This is a genomic window from Bacillus sp. PS217 (assembly GCF_037963535.1).
GTDB lineage: Bacteria > Bacillota > Bacilli > Bacillales > Bacillaceae > Bacillus > Bacillus subtilis.
Map to the genome: position 1 here is coordinate 2,911,109 of NZ_CP150157.1, position 20,540 is coordinate 2,931,648.

At 44.3% G+C, this 20,540-nt stretch carries 23 protein-coding genes; 5 read left to right on the top strand and 18 right to left on the bottom strand.

Annotated elements, in window-relative coordinates:
• Positions 1 to 101: 101 nt before the first annotated feature.
• Positions 102 to 3,449: a DNA polymerase III subunit alpha gene (gene dnaE, locus NSQ83_RS15135; RefSeq protein WP_198878567.1), complete on the bottom strand. Its 3,348-nt coding sequence runs from the start codon at positions 3,447 to 3,449 to the stop codon at positions 102 to 104.
• A 139-nt stretch (positions 3,450 to 3,588) separates the two neighbouring features.
• Here dnaE and ytrH point away from each other — a divergent pair, with 139 nt between their 5' ends.
• The 3 genes from ytrH to NSQ83_RS15150 all read left to right on the top strand — a co-directional run bounded on the left by ytrH (position 3,589) and on the right by NSQ83_RS15150 (position 4,723).
• On the top strand, positions 3,589 to 3,930 hold the full coding sequence (ytrH, locus tag NSQ83_RS15140) for a sporulation membrane protein YtrH (protein ID WP_003229410.1): 342 nt from the start codon (positions 3,589 to 3,591) through the stop codon (positions 3,928 to 3,930).
• Entirely contained in the window at positions 3,927 to 4,430 is a 504-nt protein-coding gene (ytrI, locus tag NSQ83_RS15145) for a sporulation membrane protein YtrI (RefSeq protein ID WP_157678475.1), read from the top strand. Before ytrH ends, ytrI begins: the two co-directional genes overlap by 4 nt.
• A 101-nt stretch (positions 4,431 to 4,531) precedes the next feature.
• Positions 4,532 to 4,723: a hypothetical protein gene (locus NSQ83_RS15150; protein ID WP_003229407.1), complete on the top strand. Its 192-nt coding sequence runs from the start codon at positions 4,532 to 4,534 to the stop codon at positions 4,721 to 4,723.
• A gap of 17 nt (positions 4,724 to 4,740) precedes the next feature.
• Here the strand turns inward: NSQ83_RS15150 and nrnA are convergent, their stop codons facing one another.
• Entirely contained in the window at positions 4,741 to 5,682 is a 942-nt protein-coding gene (gene nrnA / locus NSQ83_RS15155) for a bifunctional oligoribonuclease/PAP phosphatase NrnA (RefSeq protein WP_004398971.1), read from the bottom strand.
• 130 nt (positions 5,683 to 5,812) lie between these two features.
• Between nrnA and NSQ83_RS15160 the strand changes: the two genes are divergently transcribed.
• On the top strand, positions 5,813 to 6,115 hold the full coding sequence (locus NSQ83_RS15160; protein ID WP_003229401.1) for a YtpI family protein: 303 nt from the start codon (positions 5,813 to 5,815) through the stop codon (positions 6,113 to 6,115).
• Positions 6,116 to 6,133: 18 nt separating this feature from the next.
• Here NSQ83_RS15160 and NSQ83_RS15165 read toward each other — a convergent pair whose 3' ends face one another.
• The 13 genes from NSQ83_RS15165 to snaA all read right to left on the bottom strand — a co-directional run bounded on the left by NSQ83_RS15165 (position 6,134) and on the right by snaA (position 17,617).
• The gene (locus NSQ83_RS15165) at positions 6,134 to 7,453 is read right to left on the bottom strand and encodes a CBS domain-containing protein (protein WP_004398641.1); all 1,320 of its coding nucleotides are present in this window, start codon (positions 7,451 to 7,453) and stop codon (positions 6,134 to 6,136) included.
• A 174-nt stretch (positions 7,454 to 7,627) separates the two neighbouring features.
• Complete coding sequence (locus NSQ83_RS15170) at positions 7,628 to 8,530, bottom strand: sulfite exporter TauE/SafE family protein (protein ID WP_033884130.1); 903 nt, start codon at positions 8,528 to 8,530, stop codon at positions 7,628 to 7,630.
• A gap of 18 nt (positions 8,531 to 8,548) precedes the next feature.
• Positions 8,549 to 9,799 carry an S-alkyl-N-acetyl-metabolite deacetylase SndA gene (gene sndA / locus NSQ83_RS15175; protein ID WP_088467318.1) on the bottom strand — a complete coding sequence of 417 codons (1,251 nt, stop codon included), beginning with the start codon at positions 9,797 to 9,799 and terminating at the stop codon, positions 8,549 to 8,551.
• A gap of 17 nt (positions 9,800 to 9,816) precedes the next feature.
• Entirely contained in the window at positions 9,817 to 10,509 is a 693-nt protein-coding gene (ribR, locus tag NSQ83_RS15180; protein WP_119899673.1) for an RNA-binding riboflavin kinase RibR, read from the bottom strand.
• A 46-nt stretch (positions 10,510 to 10,555) separates the two neighbouring features.
• Positions 10,556 to 11,884 (bottom strand): LLM class flavin-dependent oxidoreductase, encoded by a 1,329-nt coding sequence (locus NSQ83_RS15185; protein WP_024572706.1) that lies wholly within the window; start codon positions 11,882 to 11,884, stop codon positions 10,556 to 10,558.
• Positions 11,881 to 12,162 carry a glutaredoxin family protein gene (locus NSQ83_RS15190; protein ID WP_088467320.1) on the bottom strand — a complete coding sequence of 94 codons (282 nt, stop codon included), beginning with the start codon at positions 12,160 to 12,162 and terminating at the stop codon, positions 11,881 to 11,883. The genes NSQ83_RS15185 and NSQ83_RS15190 overlap by 4 nt, the downstream gene beginning before the upstream one ends.
• Before the next feature lie 14 nt (positions 12,163 to 12,176).
• Positions 12,177 to 13,181 (bottom strand): LLM class flavin-dependent oxidoreductase, encoded by a 1,005-nt coding sequence (locus NSQ83_RS15195; RefSeq protein WP_088326720.1) that lies wholly within the window; start codon positions 13,179 to 13,181, stop codon positions 12,177 to 12,179.
• On the bottom strand, positions 13,178 to 13,957 hold the full coding sequence (gene tcyN / locus NSQ83_RS15200; protein ID WP_003229383.1) for a sulfur-containing amino-acid ABC transporter ATP-binding protein TcyN: 780 nt from the start codon (positions 13,955 to 13,957) through the stop codon (positions 13,178 to 13,180). The genes NSQ83_RS15195 and tcyN overlap by 4 nt, the downstream gene beginning before the upstream one ends.
• Entirely contained in the window at positions 13,954 to 14,661 is a 708-nt protein-coding gene (tcyM, locus tag NSQ83_RS15205) for a sulfur-containing amino acid ABC transporter permease TcyM (RefSeq protein WP_088467321.1), read from the bottom strand. The genes tcyN and tcyM overlap by 4 nt, the downstream gene beginning before the upstream one ends.
• 29 nt (positions 14,662 to 14,690) lie before the next feature.
• On the bottom strand, positions 14,691 to 15,410 hold the full coding sequence (tcyL, locus tag NSQ83_RS15210; protein WP_088467322.1) for a sulfur-containing amino acid ABC transporter permease TcyL: 720 nt from the start codon (positions 15,408 to 15,410) through the stop codon (positions 14,691 to 14,693).
• 21 nt (positions 15,411 to 15,431) lie between these two features.
• The gene (gene tcyK, locus NSQ83_RS15215) at positions 15,432 to 16,244 is read right to left on the bottom strand and encodes a sulfur-containing amino acid ABC transporter substrate-binding protein TcyK (protein WP_088467323.1); all 813 of its coding nucleotides are present in this window, start codon (positions 16,242 to 16,244) and stop codon (positions 15,432 to 15,434) included.
• A 13-nt stretch (positions 16,245 to 16,257) separates the two neighbouring features.
• On the bottom strand, positions 16,258 to 17,067 hold the full coding sequence (tcyJ, locus tag NSQ83_RS15220; protein ID WP_088467324.1) for a sulfur-containing amino acid ABC transporter substrate-binding protein TcyJ: 810 nt from the start codon (positions 17,065 to 17,067) through the stop codon (positions 16,258 to 16,260).
• A 13-nt stretch (positions 17,068 to 17,080) separates the two neighbouring features.
• Entirely contained in the window at positions 17,081 to 17,617 is a 537-nt protein-coding gene (gene snaA, locus NSQ83_RS15225; protein ID WP_088467325.1) for an N-acetyltransferase SnaA, read from the bottom strand.
• A gap of 152 nt (positions 17,618 to 17,769) precedes the next feature.
• Here snaA and ytlI point away from each other — a divergent pair, with 152 nt between their 5' ends.
• Entirely contained in the window at positions 17,770 to 18,696 is a 927-nt protein-coding gene (ytlI, locus tag NSQ83_RS15230) for a LysR family transcriptional regulator YtlI (RefSeq protein ID WP_088467326.1), read from the top strand.
• A 50-nt stretch (positions 18,697 to 18,746) separates the two neighbouring features.
• Here ytlI and NSQ83_RS15235 read toward each other — a convergent pair whose 3' ends face one another.
• The 3 genes from NSQ83_RS15235 to NSQ83_RS15245 all read right to left on the bottom strand — a co-directional run bounded on the left by NSQ83_RS15235 (position 18,747) and on the right by NSQ83_RS15245 (position 20,521).
• Positions 18,747 to 19,430, bottom strand: coding sequence for a metal-dependent hydrolase (locus tag NSQ83_RS15235; protein WP_038429463.1), 684 nt, complete (start codon positions 19,428 to 19,430; stop codon positions 18,747 to 18,749).
• A gap of 62 nt (positions 19,431 to 19,492) precedes the next feature.
• On the bottom strand, positions 19,493 to 20,260 hold the full coding sequence (locus tag NSQ83_RS15240; protein ID WP_004398521.1) for an SDR family oxidoreductase: 768 nt from the start codon (positions 20,258 to 20,260) through the stop codon (positions 19,493 to 19,495).
• Between the two features lie 126 nt (positions 20,261 to 20,386).
• A complete protein-coding gene (locus NSQ83_RS15245) occupies positions 20,387 to 20,521 on the bottom strand; it encodes a hypothetical protein (protein WP_004399018.1) in 135 nt (44 codons plus the stop codon).
• Positions 20,522 to 20,540 lie beyond the last annotated feature (19 nt).

Sequence of the window (20,540 nt, forward strand, 5' to 3'; positions counted from 1 at the left end):
GTATACTGCTGCGTTGATTGCTGCATTCTGCGGAGTAAATCTATCTGAATATTTAAACAGGATCACATAATTGCTCCAATTGTATAACAAAAAGCGAATCGTTACCACTGTTTTAAAACGACGTTTTTTTGACCCAACAGCTCTTTTAAGCGATATAACACCTGGTGATCTGCATTGATATGGAACGACTCAGGTAGCTTAATCGTCTGTTTTTGCCTTTCATAATAGAGATAAACGCCTGTTTCCCCTTTATGCTCCAGCAAAATGCGCTTAATCTTTGCCAGGATCTCCTGGCTGTGCTGACTGCTTTCTATTTTTATATAAACCGATGGCGCTTTTTCTGCATCCATATTTTCTAATAATTCTGCCCGGGACATGATGAATTGGATCTTATCTTGTCTAACTTCACATTTCCCCGCAGTGAACAAAAGAGCGCCTTCTCTTAAAACGGGAGAAAGCTGTCTGAATTGTTCAGGGAAGACTACGGCTTCCATCTCGCCGGTTTCATCACTGAGCGTTAAAAACGCCATGTTTTGACCTGTTTTCGTCCGAATCGTTTTGATCTTCGACAGCAGAACGCCTAGTGAAAGCTGCCTTTTGACTGCCCGCTGAGCCTGCAGAATGGAGACTGCTCCTTGCGCAGTGAGCTGTTTTCGGAAGGCGGAGAGGGGATGATTTGAAAAATAAATGCCAAGCGTTTCCTTTTCAAACGCAAGTAAATCCACCAGAGGAAGCTCCTCCGTCTCCACATACTTCGGCTTAATTGAAAACGATTCATCTAAAAACAATCCCATTTGGTCATCGTCCGCGGCGAATAGCTCAGCATGTTCCAAAGCAACATCAATGGATGCGAGCAGCGTGGCCCGGTTTTGGCCGAATTCGTCCATCGCACCAGAAAAGATAAGTGCTTCAAGCATTTTGCGATTTACGCTTTTTGACGGCACGCGAAAGCAGAAATCGAAAAGATCTTCAAATGGTTTCTCTTTTCTTGCTTTATATATATCTTTGACTGCTGAGACGCCTACACTTTTTATCGCGCGGAGGCTGTATCTGACAGATCCGTTTTCAACTGTAAACGGAAAACTGCTTTTATTCACTGACGGAGGAAGGATACGAATCCCGCTCCCCTTTGCTTCGTAAAGATATTGAGAGATTTTATCCTCATTGCCAATGACGCTTGTCAGCAATCCGCACATAAAATATAACGGATAATGAGCTTTCAAATACGCAAGCTGGCACCCGATCATGCTGTATGCCACCGCATGGCTTCTGTTAAAGCCATAGTTTGCGAATTTGACGATTAAATCGTAGACCTCATTTGCAGTGTCTACAGAATACTCCTTTTTTAAGCACCCTTCAACAAAATGGCTTCGCTCTCTGTCCAGGATTTCTTTTTTCTTTTTGCTGACCGCCCTTCTCAATAGGTCCGCTTCGCCTAAAGAAAACCCCGCCATACGGGAAGCAATCATCATAATTTGTTCCTGATACACAATGACGCCATATGTATCTTCCAAAATGCTCCTTAAATCTTCATGAGGATAGTGAACAGGCGCCCGGCCGTGTTTACGGTCGATAAATAACGGAATATTTTCCATCGGACCCGGCCGGTACAGTGCATTGACCGCCACAATATCTTCTAGGCCCGAAGGTTTCAGCCGTTTCAAGACGCTTCTCATCCCTGCAGATTCAAGCTGGAAAATGCCTGTCGTATCCCCTTTTGACAGCAAGGAGAACGTTTTGTCATCGCTGTAGGAAATACTTGAAAGATCTATTTTATTATTTTCTTCTTTTTCAATCATTGAAGTGATGGATTCAATAAGTGTCAGATTCCTCAAACCTAAGAAATCCATTTTTAAAAGGCCCAAGTCTTCAAGATGGTCCATCGCGTATTGCGTTAAATAGATCCCTTCATGCCCTTCTTGAAGCGGAACAACATCTGTTAACGGTTCTTCACTCAGGACAACGCCCGCTGCGTGGGTTGATGCATGCCTTGGCAGCCCTTCTATTTTCCGGGCAATTGAATAGACTTGCTGAAGCAGGCTTGACTCCCGAAGCCGCTTATCCAGCTGCGGTGACTGCTGTCTCGCTTCATCCAGCGTCATTCCCGGTCTTGAAGGAATGAGTTTTGCAAGCTGATCTGCCTCCTTCGGGCTGACGCCGAATACTCTGCCGACGTCCCGGAGCGCCGCCTTTGCCGCAAGTGTTCCAAAGGTGATAATCTGTGCGACGTGCATCGCACCGTATTTCTGCTGAACATATTGAATGACTTCATCCCTTCTAGTATCGGGAAAGTCAATATCAATATCCGGCATGCTGACGCGTTCGGGATTTAAAAATCTTTCAAACAGAAGGTGATGCTTAATCGGGTCAACATCTGTGATATACAGCACATATGCCACAAGAGAACCCGCCGCAGAACCCCTTCCCGGTCCTGTAACAATCCCTTTTTCATGGGCGTGCTTCATAAAATCCCACACGATCAGAAAGTAATCGCTGAACTTCATCCGCTTGATGACATCAAGCTCATATTGAAGACGGCGAAGGTATCGTTCATCAGGCTTGCCGAAACGGCTGCGGAGTCCCTCCATACAGATATCCGTTAAATAATCATCAGCGGACGATCCGTCTGGGGTCGGAAAAGACGGTAGACGGGTCTGCCCGAGACTGACGTCAACCCGGCATTGTTCCGCGATCTCTACAGAAGCTTGCAGTGCCTCGGGATGCTCTCGATAAATGTTTTGCATTTCTTCGAGTGGTTTCAAATCGAGATCAGGCAAATCTTCAGCGGGTGCATCCGTCAGTTTTCCCCCCGCTTTAATCGCTTTCAAACAACGGTAGGCAGCCTTATCTTCCTTCCTTATGTAATGCACATCGCCTGTGGCCGTAAAAGGGATACCCGTTTCTTCTGATAGCTTTAGAATCTGCTCAGACAAGACTTGATTCCCTTTAAAAGGCTGATAGGAGAAATAAAAAGCTCCCTTTCCGAATATAGACTGAAATTCCAGCGAGGCTTGAGCAGCCTGTTCGAACAGTCCTCCTTCAAGAAGCGTTTCAATATATCCTTTTTCGCCGGGCGTTATTGCGATAATCCCTTCTCGATAACTGTGAAGCCATTTCGGCTTCAGTCCGCCTTTTGATTTAGATTGCAGAACGCTGCTGATTTTCAGCAGGTTTTGATAGCCTGTATTTGATTTTGCCAGCAGGACGAGCGGGTATGCTTCAAGCTCGCTGTCATCTATAAAAACAGAAGCCGTCAAACCGATTATTGGGTTGATCCCTCTCGCCTTGCAAGCTTTATAAAATTGAATAGCTCCGTACATGACATGATCATCTGTCAGCGCCAAAGACGCATATCCGAGCCTGTCAGCTTCACTGACGAGCTCTTCCACAGCCGCGGCGCTGTTTAGCAGGCTATACCCGCTATGCACTTGCAGGTGAACAAAAGACATGCTATCACCTCTTTCTCATTACGATTCATTTCTTCCCTCATTATAAGGCCGGTTTCCAAAAGAAACAAATGTTCTTTTTTGACTCATCATCATACTTGTCCTGAAAGCTCAATATGATATAAAAGGTGAGGTGATAAAGATGGATCAGGAAGCAGGATTTATGGTGAATTTTATCAATAGCTACTTCATTGCGTTAGGGGTGCTGATCGGGGGCGCACTCATTGGAGGGCTCGGAGCATATTTGGCAGGCGAACCCCCGCTTACAGCCATTACAAAGCTTGCCAACCGGTTAAAAATATGGGCGCTTGTCGCAGCTATCGGAGGCACCTTTGATGCGGTATACAGCTTTGAACGCGGCATACTCGAAGGCAATACGAGAGATATCTTTAAACAGCTTCTTTTAATTATTTCGGCCATGGGGGGCGCGCAAAGCGGCTGGCTTATTATATCATGGCTGACCCAGGAGCATCTTTCTTCATGAGGGTCCCCCAGCATTACAAAAAACCGGGATGGCAGCGTTTTTTCGCGGGAATGATGTGCGGGGCCGTAATCAGCTGGTTCTTTTTCCTGTTTACCTACGGAACATTCCAAGAGGAGCAGGTCAGCCTCATCGAAAAGCAAAATGAGCATGTAAAAGACTTGAACAATCAAATTTCGATCTATCAGGAAGACCTCCATAAACTGAATGAAGATAATAAAAGAAAACTGCTGATTCAAAGCGTCAGCGTCAAATTGCTGAATGGGGATAAATATAAAATATCACAGCCGGATAAAACGAAATTCGAGGAGCATGTAAAGGATGATATTTCAGAGGTGATTACAAAAGACATAGAGAGCGTCTATCAAACAAAGGATCTCTTGAAGCGGACAATTGAAAATAAAGTCTATATGATCAATGAAAAAAAATACGAGGCAACCGTCAGAGAATTGATTATTTATACGAGGCTGACAGTGGAACTTGAAATATCTTTCGCCACATAATTATGGATTTTTTTCAAATTCTCCAAACTTCTGTCGCTTTTTCCCATTCTTTTTTATAAACTATATGTGAGGCTTAATGGCGAAAGGAAGGAGGAAGGGAAATGGAGGTTTACAGTGACCGTCAGTTAGCAAAAGATCAAGCAGCCCGTCTCAGACAAGGTTTTTCTGCATATGCCGAAACAAACTCACTCGCTTCCCTCATCAAAAAAGAACTTCAATCACACAATCTCCAAGTCTACGAGGACCTTACTGATTTCGGCTGCTGGTTCATCCCCGTCACAGATGAACACTAAGAGAGAGGGTCTCCCCTCTACTCGTGTTCTTTACATAATGTTTCCAGATCAGCTAAAATACGATCAGCTTCATCCCAGCTGTAAATAGAGGCGCCTGAAGCTAACGGATGCCCTCCGCCGTTATATTTCCGGGCAAGTCCGTTAATGACAGGCCCCTTCGAACGGAATCTGACTCTGATTTGATCGTCTTCTTCTACGAAAAACACCCAGGCGCGAATACCTGAGATATTGCCAAGCGTCCCGACAAGCTGTGACGCTTCAGAAGCCGTTGTGCCGAATTTTTCAAGCGTATCCTTTTTGATGAAAACAGAAGCAGCCCCGTTTTCGGACAAAGACACATTTTGAAAGATAAAGCCGTTAAGCTTCACCACATTCAGTTTTGTTTCATACAATTGATTAAATAACTCTGAGGAAGAGAATGGATACTGAATGAGCTCGCCTGCATATTTTAATGTTTTTTCCGTGGTATTCGGAAATAAAAAGCGTCCGGTATCTCCAACAATGCCGGCGTAGATCAGCTCTGCCGCTTTCGTATTCAGCTTCCAGCCGTGCTCTTTTCCTTCTAAATACAGCTCGTAAATCATTTCACTTACTGAGCTGGCGCTTGTATCGACCCAGAGAAGGTCACCGTATGGATCTTCGTTCGGATGGTGGTCGATTTTCATTAGTTTGGCGCCTGAAGGATAACGCTGATCGTCGATTCTTTCCTGATTTGCCGTATCGCAGACAATGACAAGTGCGCCTTCATATGTTTCATTGTCCACCTCATCAAGGGAATATAAGAAAGAGAGGGACGGTTCAGGCGTGCCGACCGCAAAAATATTTTTTTCAGGATATGTTTCACGCAGGATTTCCGTAAGCCCGCACTGTGATCCGTAGGCATCCGGATCAGGACGCACATGTCTATGTAAGATAATCGTGTCATATAATGATATGGTTCTGATCAATTCTGTTTTCATTTGATACTCCTTTATTGTTTTTATTCATTAAATCACATTCTCTGCCGACGGAAAAGAAAAATAACGTCAAAACCAAGCCCGTTTTTGTATAAAATGGGTTTGTAAACTTTTACGATGGAGGATTTCATTTATGCTGGTTCTTGTTTTTTTGATTGGGCTTTCCGCCTGCTTTTATGTGTACTATAAAGTAAAAGGCGTACGGGCAAAGCCATCTTTGGCAAAAGAAATATGTTCAGCAAAATCAAGCATGGCCTTAGGGTCACTAGTCCTGTTCTACGGGCTCAACCAAATGATATTATTCCATTCAGTATTAACGTTAGTAATCGGCGGTATCTTTATCGTCATAGGAGCAGGAAGCGCTTGGGCAGGTTATAAAGCCTTCAGGCATTACAATCCCCTTCACGCCAAAGAAGCTGAAAGAGATCACGCGTAAGGGGCGCCTGAACGTCCCTTAGCTTCTTTCCATCAGCTGAACCATCAGCATCGCTTTAGACACGATATGACCTTGGCTGTGCACTTCCACTTCCATTTTCCCAAACTTTCTGCCGGCCTCCAAGATGCGAGGTTTGACTTCGATGACTGATTCCATCTGCACAGGCTTCAAAAAGAAAATGGTGATGCTCTCTATGACGAGTTCGCCGCGTTTTTTCGAGCGCAAAAATCGGTTTGCCGCTTGCGTCAAAATGGTCGTAAATACGCCATAAGAAATGGTTCCAAGCTGATTTGTCATTTGCGGCGTGACTTCATACTCGTAAACCGTTTGATCTTCTTTATCATCACCCTCATCTTTAAACCCCCTTGAAACGATATCATCAAGCTTCTCCCCGACCTGCGGCTGCTTTTGAATCATTTGAAGAGCTTTCAATACGTCTTGGCGGCTGATCATGCCGATGAGTTTTTGGTGGCCGTCAGTGACGGGAAGCACTTCGATCCCTTCCCATACCATCATTTGCGCAGCTGAAGCGACAGATGTTTTCCCAATAACCGTGACGGGATTTTTGGTCATAACTTTTTCTATAGATGCATTTCGGTCATGGCCAGCAATATCTTTTGATGTCAGAATGCCATGGATTTTCATTTGATCGTCGACAACCGGGAAGCGGCCGTGCCCCGTTTCAAAATTTTTCTCATACCATTTTTCAAGTTTATCCTTAGGCGAAAGATATACCGTGCGGTCAGCAGGTGTTAGGATGTCCTCCACCAAAACAATTTCTTTTTTGATCAGCTGGTCATAAATTGCCCGGTTAATCATCGCGGCAACTGTAAAGGTGTCATAGCTCGTGGATAAAATCGGCAGTTCAAGCTCATCTGCCAGCTGCACAATGCTGTCATCCGTGTTAAAGCCCCCGGTCACCAATACGGCCGCGCCCGCTTCAAGCGCCTGCCTATGTGCATTGATTCTGTTTCCGACAATCAAAAGATTCCCCGCTGCGGTGTAACGCATCATCGCGTCAAGCTCCATTGCGCCGATGACGAATTTATTCAATGTCTTATGGAGCCCTGCCCTGCCTCCGAGCACTTGTCCGTCTATAACATTTACAACCTCTGCATAGGTAAGCTTTTCAATGTTCTCTTTTTTCTTTTGTTCAATTCTGATTGTGCCCACACGTTCAATCGTGCTGACAAACCCTTTATTCTCTGCTTCCTTGATCGCTCTGTACGCGGTTCCTTCGCTTACTTTCATTTCCTTTGCAATTCTTCGGACAGAAATTTTTTCACCGACAGGCAGTGAATCGATATACGTTAAAATTTGTTCATGCTTCGTTGCCAAGCCTTTCACCTCTAAGGACAGTCTTCTTGTTTTTATTATAAGGTTTCAAAGGATTTATACGCAATGAGGCTGGAAAATAAAAAAGAAGCCCGACCGGCTTCTACAGCGTTGATTTCGTTCCAGTCAAGCGCAAGGACCCCGTGGCTCCTTTTACATCGCAAAGCGGAAAAACCTTTATTTTTCTTTTAAATGGACATCAACCGCTGTCTTAACAATATTTCGATTCCCTATTTTAGATAAAACAAATAAAACTGCGAATAGCCATATCGCCCCTATGACCGTATAGATCAATGGATAAACAGCTGTGTTTGCGATCCATTCATTTATTAATGTTCTGGCATTTACCAGAATAATAAACCCTCCTACAAGCACACCCATCAATTGCGGATGAAACTTCTGCACCAGCCATGCTGCGATAGGGGCAGCGATAATTCCGCCGGCCATTAGTGAAAACACCCATAACCAATTGACGTCCTCCCATCCTAATGAAATAAGAAAACCGGCAGTTGCAGATACCGCGATGGCAAATTCACTTGTGTCTACAGTCCCGACAACTTTCCTCGGGCTCAAGCCTTTGCGGGATAATAAAATCGGCGTGGTCACCGGTCCCCAGCCGCCTCCACCTGTGGCATCTGCAAAACCAGCGATCACGCCCAATGGGATGGATTGTTTTCGGTTTAACGGCACATGCTTCTTCTCAAGAGCCGGCTTATATTGAAATAAAAACCTGATCAATACATATCCGCCCAGAAGGAGCAAAAACAAAGAAATATAGGGTTTCGCCACATCTCCAGGTAATTGGCTAAGGAATGCCGCGCCTAAAAAAGCGCCTATAGAGCCGGGAATGACAAGCTGATAAACGGTTTGTTTGTCAACATTGCCAAATTTAATATGCGACACTCCCGATGCGGCAGTCGTTACGACTTCCGCTAAATGGACAGAAGCCGAAGCCACAGCAGGTGTGATGCCAAACGCCAATAACAAAGAAGTTGAGGTAACCCCATAAGCCATACCTAACGAACCGTCTATTAACTGCGACAATAAACCAATAAATGCAAAAACGATTAATTTCTTCATCAGAACACCCCATCTATATCAATCAGATATTTTTGACTCTTCATTCAAATCTAACAATCTCTTGGCGCTTTCATATAAAAAATAAGAGGCTTTGATAATGGCAGTTTCATCAATTGTAAATGCAGGGTGGTGCCAATCATGATCACCGTCTGTTCCAAAAAACGCAAAGGATCCCGGAATATGCTCAAGATAATAAGCAAAATCTTCCCCCGCGGTTGATGGGTCGGGATCAATGACTTGAAGTTTCGCTTTATGCGCAGCGTCTCGCACCAGCCCCGTTATTGCCTCATCATTACAAAGCGGCGGCGGTCCGGAATGCCACTTCACATTTGCCTTTAACGAGAAAGCGGCAGAAATCTGTTCTGTGACTGCAAAAAAACGCTGTTTCACTTGATTACGAACCTCTGAATCAAATGTACGAACAGTGCCCTCAATGACAACTGTATCCGGAATGACATTCCAAGTGCTGCCGCCGTTGATTTTCCCTACGGTTAAAATCGCGCTTTGCAGCGGGTTTACATTTCTGCTTACAATCGTTTGCAGGGCGACGATAAGCTGAGAGGCGCCGACAATTGGATCAAAACCATTATGCGGCAATGCTGCATGAGCTCCTTTCCCTTCTATCTCTACTTTAAATCGGTCAACAGCAGCCATAAGCGGGCCTGTTTTTAACCCTACAGTCCCAACCGCGATACCCGGTTTATTGTGAAGTCCAATAACCGCATCAATGCCATCCAGTTGGCCGTCCTCTATCACTTTTGCAGCGCCTGCACCCGCTTCCTCTGCCGGCTGAAATAATAAACGAACCTTTCCTTTCAGACTGTCTTGATTTTCCTTCAATAAAAAGGCCGCACCAAGAAGCGCTGCCGTATGAAAATCATGACCGCACGCATGCATGATCCCTTTATGTTTAGACGCATAAGGCAATCCTGTTTTTTCTTCAATTGGCAAGGCGTCAATATCAGCCCTCAAAGCAATCGCCGGACCTTCTGACTCCCCTGCTATGTCTGCGAACACACCCGTTTTTAGAGCAGTAGGGCGAATCTGTATCCCCTTTTCTTTAAGGCATTTTTTTATAAAAGCAGTTGTTTCAAATTCTTCTTTTGACAGTTCAGGATATTGGTGCAGGTGCCGGCGAATGCCGATGAGCTGCTTTTCTAGCGTTGAGAGATTTACGGGATTAGACTCCTCTTTCAACGTCAGGATGTCATTTCCTGTAGTCTGATATGGATAGGAGCCTTCTATATTTCTCCAATAATCCAAAGACATATGTACCGCTCCTTTCCCTATCCCAATATATTTTCTTCAGACTCTTCAACATAAGATGAAATAAATCGGTTCAATTTATCAGCAAGACCGCCCGCCCCAAATCTTATATACTTGCTGGAAACTTTCGGATTATCTTCTTTCAAAAAGCTTAAAAAAGATAAAATATAAATGCGCCTGTAAGCTACTTGTGTAATTCCGTACTCAAAAAACCAGTTATCAATGACATTGTATACGCCTCGGTTGACGCCATATAGGTTGTTACATTTCTTGTAAAAGCAGAGATCCGGAAGATTTAACTCCTGATGGGAAAGCAGGCTTTCTTTTTTGTTCGGTGCCATAATCCCAATCAGCTCAAAGCGTTTTGCAATGCACGAAATATCCTTTTTAATTTGCTTTGTTAAAGACTCCAAAGAATCAAACCTTCTTTCTTCTCTAATTTTAAAGAGAATGCTGCATTCGATTTTTTCTCCATAGATGTCTCTATGAAAGTCAAACAAAAAAATCTCCAATGTCCTTTTAAGGTTAGAGCCCACCGTCGGTTTCACACCGATATTCATAACCCCTAAATGAAATTGGTGATTGACTGTCGCCAGAACCCCATAAACTCCATTACGCAGCCCATGCATTTTTGCATCTACATTTGCCGTGGGGAATCCAAGCTTTCTGCCTAATTGTTTTCCTTTCACAACCGTACCGGCAATGATCGTCAAAAAAGTCAGCCTCCCCTCTCAGCTTCCGCATTCGATCAGACGAAACCTAATGATGTGATGAATGTAAAACGGATTGATGCTGCGGAATGCCAAGACCGAGATTTTCCCGCAATGTCCCGCCGCGATAATCTTGACGATAAAGCCCTCTTTCTTGAAGAATCGGAATCACCTTTTCTACAAAAGCATCAAGTGTTCCCGGTATATCCGACCCAATGATAAACCCATCCGCCGCCTCAGCGTTGAACCAAGTTTCAATTAAGGATGCGACACGCTCTGGTGTTCCGATGAATAGAGTCCGTGGAAAAGCCATTTCCTGTGCTACCTCCCGCAATGTCAGATTTCTGGCTTTTGCTTCTCTCTTAATCCGGTCTGTTGTGCTTTGAAACGCATTCTTTCCCACATCGCCAATATCAGGAAATGGCTCATCCAACGGGTAAACACTCAGATCATAATCATCAAAAAAACGGGCCAAATAAGTAACAGCATTTTCAATCGGTATCAATTCTGCAAATTCACGATACTTCTTTTCCGCCTCTTCTTCCGTATCTGCCACAATCGGGCTGATCCCTGGAAAAATCCGCACACTTGAAGGATCACGCCCTTCATCAGCAGCTCGCCTTTTCACATCCGCATAAAACGCTTTTGTCTCTTCTAATGAATTGGAATGGGTAAAAATCGCATCCGCATTTTTAGCAGCAAACTGCCGGCCTGTTTCTGATGAACCCGCTTGAAACACTACAGGCTCTCCCTGCTTAGAGCGCCCGATATTCAAGGGCCCCTCTACTTGAAAATACTTTCCTTTATGATTCAGGCGATGAAGCTTCGCCGGATCGAAAAACTGCCCTGTTTTCTTATTGTGTATAAATGCGTCATGCTCCCAGGAATTCCACAGCCCGCGCACAACATCCAAATGCTCTTGTGCGATCTCGTAACGTTCAGTGTGTTCTGGCAAATTAGACTTACTATGGTTGCGCGCCGCTCCTTCCTGTGGAGAAGTAACAAGATTCCAGCCAGCCCTGCCCCCGCTGATATGGTCCAGCGACATCAATTGTCTGGAGATAGTGAATGGCTCAGTAAAAGATGTAGAGAACGTCCCTACTAAACCAATATTTTTGGTAACCGATGCCAGCGCAGATAAAATGGTGATCGGTTCAAAACGGTTTAAAAAATGAGGAATCGATTTTTCAGAAATAAATAAGCCGTCTGCAATGAAAATAAAACTAAACAAACCTTTTTCGGCTGTTTGCGCCTTTTTCATGTAAAATTCAATATTCGTGCTGGCCGAGGGATCAACATCGGGATGACGCCAGCCGTCAGTTGTTCCCCCGACACCGTGAATCATGGCTCCAAACTGAATAAAATCTGAACGTGTCATCTTTTTGCCTCCTTTATCTGTGCATGATTCGCAAGTGCAAGATCAAGGTGTTCAATGCCGATTTCAGTTATCCCTTGATAGTGATTGCCGCGCCCGATTTCGACCACAGGCACATGGCGTACCCCATATTTCGCCTGTAAAATATCCCGAAGCTTTTCTTTCTCTGAAACATCGATATTTTGGAACGGGAACCCTTTTTCATTCAAATAATTCTTGACTTCCTCACAATACGAACAGCCTTTTTTACTCCAAACCACAATGTTCAAAACATCACTCATTCTTCTGTCCCTCCTTAACGTTTTGCAGCTAAAACTGCATCGCTCAGCAGCTGATAAGACAGCTGTTTTTCTTCAGCATTTTTGATCGGCGTAAAAATTACAAAATCATTGATTTTGTATGTGCCTGATAAACGTGTTAATTCTTCTGCCACTTCTTCCTTTGTTCCGGCAATAATCCCGGTTTTTTGCACGATGATGTCATAGGGCTCTGTGACGTTTTCCAGATAGGCCTCAGCCTGTTCGCGGGAACCGACGTTGACCTTACGCCCGTCTTTCAAAACCACTTTTATCGATTCACGCGACACAATATGTTTTTCCGCTTCTTCTTTTGTATGTGCCGCAAAAACAGCCGGGGCAAGATGAAATTCAGCCTCAGATCCTGGCGGGATATGCGCGTCAAATGCTCGGCGGGCTTCCTTCAGCACTTCCTCTTCACCGTTAATAAAGTAAGCAAAGACAAAAGAGATTCCCAGTTTTGCAGCCGAAATGGCACTCTCTGCGCTTCCTCCCAATAGAAAAATACCCGGCTTCCGATCAACCTGCGGCCTAGGACGCAATGCGGCATAGCGGTGGGTATCAGGAAAATCATCCCGAACGAAATGAGTAAGCTCCTCCAGTTTTTCATCAAACTGACGCACCGGTTTTTTATATTCGGCCTGCAGTGCGTCTGTGGACAGCTGAAACCCGCCGGGCGCTTTGCCCACTCCAAGATCTATACGGCCGGGAGCTAACGCTGATAGAAGATGGAATTGCTCCGCTACTTTATAAGAGCTGTAATGCTGCAGCATCACTCCGCCTGATGCTAAACGAATTTTTCTTGTGCTTGCAGCAAGATAGCCTAAAAGAACCTCGGGTGCAGACCCTGCAATCTCATCATTGTTGTGATGTTCGGCCACCCAAAATCGGTGATATCCACATTCTTCAGCCATTTGTGCCAATTTCACTGTATGCTGTAATGTATCAGCTGCTGTCTCCCCTTCACCAATCAAGCTTTGGTCTAAAATACTTAAGCGGATCATATCACCGGCTCCTTTATGTGTTCTTTTGGTTCAAATAAATATTCCGGCGAAACACGGCGGAGAAACTGCCTCGTTCTGTCTTTTTTGGTATGGCGGAAGACTTCCTCCGGGGTTCCTTGTTCAACAATGACTCCTTCATCCATAAAAACAACTTGATCAGAGACCCTTCTTGCAAACTCCATTTCATGTGTAACAACAATCATGGTGGCTCCGGTTTTCACGATTTCCAGCATTACCTCAAGCACTTCACCGACCAGCTCCGGGTCAAGCGCTGCCGTCGGCTCATCGAACAGCAGCACATCAGGATGAATGGCAAGCGCCCTTGCTATCCCAACCCTTTGCTTTTGTCCTCCCGATAACTGACTCGGATAAGCGTTCAATTTATCTTGAAGCCCGACCTTTCTCAGTTCATTTTCCGCTACGGCATACGCGTCTTGCTTTCTCATTTTCCGGGCAATCGTCAAGCCCTCCATGACATTTTCAATTACCGTTTTGTGAGCAAACAGGTGGTATTGCTGAAATACCATTGCCGTCTGTTTTCTGAGCCAGTGAACCTCTTTTTTCGACGGAAAGCTGCAATTAATCACTTTGTCATGTATAGAAATGATCCCTTCGTCTGGACGTTCTAATAAATTCAGGCACCGTAAAAAGGTGGTTTTCCCTGATCCGCTCGGCCCGATAATCGTCACAACTTCTCCCTTGCGTACCGTGAGATTTATCCCTTTTAATACATGGTGGATGCCAAACTGTTTATGGATATTTTTAATCTCAATCATAAAGTGCCTCCTTGAAATCTGGCTGCCTTTCTCTCTAATACTCCATTTACGGATTCTAGGATTAGAGTCAGCACCCAATAGATAATCGCTGCTCCGATAAACGCTTCTAAAAATGCATAATTATCAGAAGCAACGATAGTCGCCGTCCCTGTAATCTCTGGGACAGCCACTATAGCCGCGATAGAGGTGGTATGCAAAAAGCCGATACCCAAATTTGTGAAGTTTGGGATGGAAACCATCAGCGCCTGCGGCAATATTACACGCCGAAAGGTTTGGCTGTGTGTCAAGCCGATTGAATAAGCCGCTTCGACCTGTCCGGTATCCATCGCCAGAATGCCTGACCGGATGATTTCTGTCAGATAAGCTCCGGCAGTTAAAGACAAGGCCATGATGACAAACATGGAGACCGGTATCTCATTGGCGGACCAGCCGAGATGAAAAAAACTGCTGACTTGATCTGCAACAGGCGGTATCCCTAAATAAATCAACATAATGTGAAGGATTGCAGGTGTACTTCGAAAGAAAGACACATAAAACCTTGAGCAAGCCACCAAGCCCTTAATTCTAAAAATTCTAACAATTATATTTCCAAGAGCCACGAGAAATCCAAACACAATCGGCAAAACAGCCATCATCAATGTCAGAGGAATGCTCTTTACCATTTCTTTCATGGCGGAAACGATAAATGGAAAGTCAAATTGCAATCTTCTCCCCCCTCATCCGAAGAAATATATCAATGTATGTTCATGTCAAAAACAGTAACAATCCTTGTTTGATTCTTCTTGATTCGTTTTTCTGCCACTCGAAAGAACCATTCGAATAAAACCGCTACAGCATAATAAACAATCGATAGCGCAATGTAAACTTCAAGAGAATGGTTGCTTGAGGTAATCAGTGTTTGGCCCCTTCCGGACATATCCATAACACCTATTGAAAAGGCTAGAGACGTATCTTTTAAAGAACTGATCACCATGTTTCCCATATTCGGAAACGCCTGGACAAGTGCCTGGGGCAGAACGATTCGCCTGAAGGCCTGACTACCGCTTAAGCCAATACTGTACGCCGCTTCCGTTTGGCCTTTATCTACACTGCCCACCCCCGCTCGAATGATTTCTGCGGCTGCCGCTGCATTGCTTAACGCGTAGGTTGCGACAGCAGCATAAAACGGGTCCATTTTTGATGTATCAATCCCGATAAGCCCCGTAAGCGCCGGGATCCCGTAAAACACGATGAAAAGCTGCACCATGATAGGCGTTCCCCTGAAAAACGAGATATACACTTTTGCCAATTGATTTACAATTGGAATATTATAGATGCGGGGCAGTGCCAGAAAGAGTCCTAATACAAAACCGGAAAGCAAGGACAGTGTTAAAATGTATAATGTAACCGGTAAATAAACGGTTAACGTCGGCACAAAATCTCCAATCATGTTCATATCAAACGCTTTTTCCATCACTGCTCCCTCTCTTTTTACCTAATACTGCTCTTTGGAATAGTCGTCACCAAGCCATTTCAAACTGAGCCTTTTCAGCGTTCCGTCATCAATGATTTCCTGTAAGGCTTTATCAATATCGTCACTTAACGTTTGTTCATTTTTGTTAAACATAAAATACACTTTGGCATTTGAAAGCACATTACCGACGGTTTTTTCTTTAATAGCGCTCGTCTTGTTTTGAAAGTCTACTGCAAAAGGCGTTGAGATCGTTGCGTCCGCACGCCCCGATTTCAACTGATTCGCAGTCTCATTTGCGCCTTGGCCCTCATAGGCAATCTCAAACGGCCATCCATTATCCTCATTCCATTTTTTCAGTACAAGCGCTCCGTTGGAGGTTGCACTCGTAATCACCCGTTTTCCTTTTAAGTCTTCAATTCCACGGATCGTATCGTTATTTTGAAGCACAGTAATTTTTAAAGGAAAATGGTTGTAAGCAACCTTGTTAAACAGAAATTTTTTCTCACGCTCTTTGCTTTTCTCCATTTGATGTGCCACGATATCGACTTTATGCTGTCCGAGGCTGACAAGCAGGTTGGAAAATTCCATCGTTTTAAATGTGAATTTATAATGTGGCAGGCGCTTATCAAGCTCTTTGATCAGTTCGACATCATAACCGGTTAAATCGCCTTTTTCATCGATAAAGCAAATATTCGGAAATTGGGTTCCAGTTCCGACCGTGATCGTCTGTACCTTCTTTTGCCCGGCTCCCGTCGTTTGACTGCCTGCACCGCAAGCTGACAGAACTGTTATAAGCGAAAATAATATTGCCATGAATGCTGTTTTCGTTTTCATCTCATCGCCCCATTTATTTTTCAAAACTTGATTTTGAATAATCTGCCCCGAGCCATTTTCGGCTTAGTTTTTTTAGCGTTCCGTTTTTCTCCAGCTTTTTAATCGCTTGATCCGTGTCATCCGCCAAGGTTTGGCTGCCTTTATTAAACATAAAGTACACCTCGGTATCTAATAACGCGTCACCGACTGTCTTTTGGCGGAAGGCGTGCGTTTTATTCTGAAAATCGACGGCAAACGGTGTAGCTATCGTTGCATCTGCGCGCCCGGTTTCAATTTGATTGGCGGTGTCATTGCTTCCCTGTCCCGCATATCTCAAATGAATCGGGCTGCCGTGCGTTTTGTTGTAATTTGTAATATAATCTGCCGCATTTGACGTGGCGCCAACTATGACTGTTTTTCCGTGTAAGTCTTTTAATGTATGAATCTTGTGATTATCCTCTTTCACCGTGATGTACATCGGCGAGTAGTTATATGGGACTTTATGATACAAAAAACGCTTTTCTCGTTCTTTATTTTTGGCCATATTGTGCGCAATCACATCAATTTTTTTATTTCCGAGACTCGTCAGCAAATTTGAGAAATCCATCGTTTTAAATTCAAATGTATATTGAGGCAACTCCTTATCGATGGCTTTCATCACTTCAATGTCATACCCGGTCAAATCGCCTTTTTCATTTAAAAACGCAATATTCGGAAAATCTGTTCCAGTGCCGATTATGACTGTTTGAGCCTGACGATCTGTTTTGTTATTTGTTTGCGAACATCCCCCGCCAAGTAATGCAAACACTGACAGCAGCAAAACCAATCCTTTACGCTTATTCATAGGCTGCCTCACATCATGCCCAGCTGGGCGCACCTAAAAGCGTTGGGTTAAATCGTTCCGGAATCAGAACCTTGTGCATCATCACACCTATGTCCCCGTCTTTTTCCTGCTCAAAATACACTTCATACCCTCTCCTTCTGTACATGTCAGCAAGCCAAGGATGCTTGCGCGCCGATGTGCCGAGTGTCAGCGCAGGAGCCTTCAGCATATCTCGAAGCACTTTTTCTTCAACATACGTAAGCAGCTTACTTCCGGCGCCTTGCCCTTTATATTCCGGCAGTGTCGCAAACCACCATACAAACGGATATTTTGAAGGAGGCGTCTCACTCTCCCACGGGAACCTGATTGTAATCGTTGAAATCAGCTTCCCATCCCGCTCCAGCACAATCGCTGAATAATGTTCAATATTTTCTGATACCATTTTGATATCAGCTCTCGTGGATGGCCAATCAATATCCAGCTGCCGAATGGGCTGAAATGCGCTGTTAACCAGTTTCAACAGCTCCGGTGCATCTTCAACAGTTGCCAGTCGAAAAATATCCTCACTCATTTTTGTCACTCCTCTTCACAAAATATATAATTCCTATTTGTTTACTAAGCTTTTATTGTTTATACTATAAAGCATACTCTGATCTTTGACTAATCAAAAAAAGTAAACCTTCACTTCAGTATTTTTAATGATGAAAAACAGGAGGGAGCACATTGGAGTTACGCTCAATCAAAACGTTTCATACGATTGTAAAATTTGGAAGCTTCTATAAAGCTGCAGAAATACTCAACTACTCGCAGCCGACGATATCGATGCGTATGAAGCAATTGGAGCAGGATTTAGGCGTACTGCTGTTTGAAAGAGGAAAAAGCCTGCAGTTGACAAAAGCAGGGAAACTTTTTTATGAACGAACAGGAGATCTTTTGATGCAATACGAGGCGCTTAAACACAACCTCTCCGACTTAAAGGAAGAAGAGGCAGGCATTATCAACATAGGGATTTCAGAGCCAACCGCCAGTCTGATATTCCCCGAGATTTTAAAGGATTTCTTAATGGATTACCCAAAGATAACGGTTAATATCAAGGTTGATGACGCCAATACCTGCAGTCAAAAGCTCTTAGACGGGACGATTGATTTTGCAGTCTGCGGCGAGCCGGAGCTGATTCTTGAAAATTACTACCATCCATTTTTTTATGACACATTAAATGTGATTGTATCTGATCAACATCCGCTCGCTGAGAAGAAGGCTGTCCATTTGTCTGATTTAGCAGAGGAGCGCTTCATATTTACGCCCGCCAATTGCCCCATTCGCTTACAAATTGAACAGCACTTACATAGAGAACTCGGGAATCGCTACAAAAAAATGGAGCTCACAAGCAGCATGTCACATGAATATTACGTACGTGAAAACATCGGAATTTCAATCTTTACCAGCACCGCACATTCTAAACCGTTCAACGGCACTAAAGTTATTCCAATTCTGAACCTGGATATCACCCCGCCCATAGGGCTGTTGACAAATCAAAAAGAAGTTCATTTTGACCGCGCCACGAAGGACTTGATCGCCCGGATAACCAAACGTTTTCAGCAGCGTAGCAAAGAATTGGAAGGAACCTCTGATAAGACCATTACAGGATAACTGAAAAAATAAAAACCACCTCCTGATTCATCAGGAGATGGTTTCACGGTTTAAAGCTCGATCGTCTCACCGACCGACATGACTTTGCCGACTCCGCCCGGCAGGCTGTCAGCGAATGCTTCTGGGTCTTGTTCGATGACCGGGAATGTATTGTAATGCACCGGCACGACCTGTTTTGCGCGCAGCCATTCAGCAGCAAGCTTGGCGTCTTCAGGCCCCATCGTAAAGTTATCGCCAATCGGAAGGAAAGCAAGGTCGATATGATTCAATTCGCCAATGAGTTTCATATCAGAGAAAAGAGCCGTATCGCCCGCGTGGAAAATCGTTTTATCTTCTACAGTCAGCAAAATACCGGCAGGCATGCCTGTGTAAGTGATCGTTTTGTTTTCTTCATCTGTGACTGCTGATCCATGAAAGGCCTGTGTGAGCTTCACTTTTCCAAAATCGAACTGGCGGGAGCCGCCGATGTGCATTGGATGAACATTCAAGCCTTTCCAGCCTAAGTACACAGCGAGCTCGTTCGGTGCTATAACCAGCGCGTTATTTTGCTTGGCGATTTGTTCAGTATCACCGACATGGTCATTGTGGCCGTGCGTTAGTAAGATGACATCCGCTTTTACATCCTCCGGCTTTATATCCGTTAATGAATTCCCTGTTAAAAACGGATCAAAAATAATATGATGGTCCTTCGTTTCCACTGTGATTACAGAATGTCCGTGATATGTCACTTTCATTTCTTTCACCTCGTCACATGATTTTGATTTTTTTATTTTCCCTTTTTAAAAAGCTGAAAAACTTATGTTGTTTGATTCTTGTTAATGACATTGAGGCCTCCGGTGGCTTCAATGACAGTCCCTGTCACAAGGTCTGAGTTCTCCTCACACAAGAAAGCGATAATCCGGGCGATATCCTCGCCTGTACCGGATCTTCCTATCGGCGTTTTTTCTTTGCCGATTCGCATTCTGGCTTCCTCTATCGATGCTTCTTTCATGTCGCCGACAATGTCTCCCGGGCAAACCATGTTGGCGGTTATGCCGAATTCGGCTTCTTCAATGGCAATTGTCTTCGTCAAAGAAGCCAAGCCCACTTTCGCAGCGCCAAATGCCGATCGGTGAAGCCAGCCGGGCGCGTGAGCCGCACCTTGGAATCCGTACGTAATAATGCGTCCAAATTGCTGTTTTCTCATAATAGGAATAACCGCTTTGAATAAATGAAAGACGGCGCTTAAATTTCCTTCCAGCATGCCATACCATTCATCATCAGTATAATCGGCTAACTTTTTACGTTCAAATATGTATGGTCCAGCGTTGTTAATCAAAAAGTCGATCCTTCCGAAGCGGTTTAAGGCAGCCTCTGCAATACGCAGCAGATCTTCTTTTTTGGTGACATCACCTTTTACAAATTGCAGCCGGTCAAGACAATCGGGACAGGCTTCCTTCAGGCGGCTGACTGCCTCCTCATCCTGTCTGTAATTGACTGTTACTGAATACCCCTTTGCAAGCAACGTTTCAGTCACTTTGCGGCCTAAACCCTTCGAACCGGCAGTAATTAAAGCATGTCGCACATGAATACCTCCCAAAGCAACGTCGCCGCTTTCAATAAAGTGTTTCTTCTTCTACTTTACTATAAAAGGCTTGCAATATCACTTTTTACACTTTGGCATACAAAAAAAGCTGTCTGTACAGACAGCTTATTCTGCAGGAGATGAAGACTCCTGATCAGGCATATCGACATAACCGCTTTGATATGCTTCTGAAATGAGCCTTGTTGTCTCCTGGCTTTCTTGTTCATCATAAATATAGCGTTCCGGTTCTTTTTTCATCATTCTGCCTCCCATCATTATA

Coding starts and splice junctions, on each gene's coding strand:
- dnaE (WP_198878567.1), bottom strand. CDS start 3,449: ATGTCTTTTGTTCACCTGCAAGTGCATAGCGGGTATAGCCTGCTAAAC.
- ytrH (WP_003229410.1), top strand. CDS start 3,589: ATGGATCAGGAAGCAGGATTTATGGTGAATTTTATCAATAGCTACTTC.
- ytrI (WP_157678475.1), top strand. CDS start 3,927: ATGAGGGTCCCCCAGCATTACAAAAAACCGGGATGGCAGCGTTTTTTC.
- NSQ83_RS15150 (WP_003229407.1), top strand. CDS start 4,532: ATGGAGGTTTACAGTGACCGTCAGTTAGCAAAAGATCAAGCAGCCCGT.
- nrnA (WP_004398971.1), bottom strand. CDS start 5,682: ATGAAAACAGAATTGATCAGAACCATATCATTATATGACACGATTATC.
- NSQ83_RS15160 (WP_003229401.1), top strand. CDS start 5,813: ATGCTGGTTCTTGTTTTTTTGATTGGGCTTTCCGCCTGCTTTTATGTG.
- NSQ83_RS15170 (WP_033884130.1), bottom strand. CDS start 8,530: ATGAAGAAATTAATCGTTTTTGCATTTATTGGTTTATTGTCGCAGTTA.
- sndA (WP_088467318.1), bottom strand. CDS start 9,799: ATGTCTTTGGATTATTGGAGAAATATAGAAGGCTCCTATCCATATCAG.
- NSQ83_RS15185 (WP_024572706.1), bottom strand. CDS start 11,884: ATGACACGTTCAGATTTTATTCAGTTTGGAGCCATGATTCACGGTGTC.
- NSQ83_RS15190 (WP_088467320.1), bottom strand. CDS start 12,162: ATGAGTGATGTTTTGAACATTGTGGTTTGGAGTAAAAAAGGCTGTTCG.
- NSQ83_RS15195 (WP_088326720.1), bottom strand. CDS start 13,181: ATGATCCGCTTAAGTATTTTAGACCAAAGCTTGATTGGTGAAGGGGAG.
- tcyN (WP_003229383.1), bottom strand. CDS start 13,957: ATGATTGAGATTAAAAATATCCATAAACAGTTTGGCATCCACCATGTA.
- tcyL (WP_088467322.1), bottom strand. CDS start 15,410: ATGGAAAAAGCGTTTGATATGAACATGATTGGAGATTTTGTGCCGACG.
- tcyK (WP_088467323.1), bottom strand. CDS start 16,244: ATGAAAACGAAAACAGCATTCATGGCAATATTATTTTCGCTTATAACA.
- tcyJ (WP_088467324.1), bottom strand. CDS start 17,067: ATGAATAAGCGTAAAGGATTGGTTTTGCTGCTGTCAGTGTTTGCATTA.
- snaA (WP_088467325.1), bottom strand. CDS start 17,617: ATGAGTGAGGATATTTTTCGACTGGCAACTGTTGAAGATGCACCGGAG.
- NSQ83_RS15235 (WP_038429463.1), bottom strand. CDS start 19,430: ATGAAAGTGACATATCACGGACATTCTGTAATCACAGTGGAAACGAAG.
- NSQ83_RS15245 (WP_004399018.1), bottom strand. CDS start 20,521: ATGATGAAAAAAGAACCGGAACGCTATATTTATGATGAACAAGAAAGC.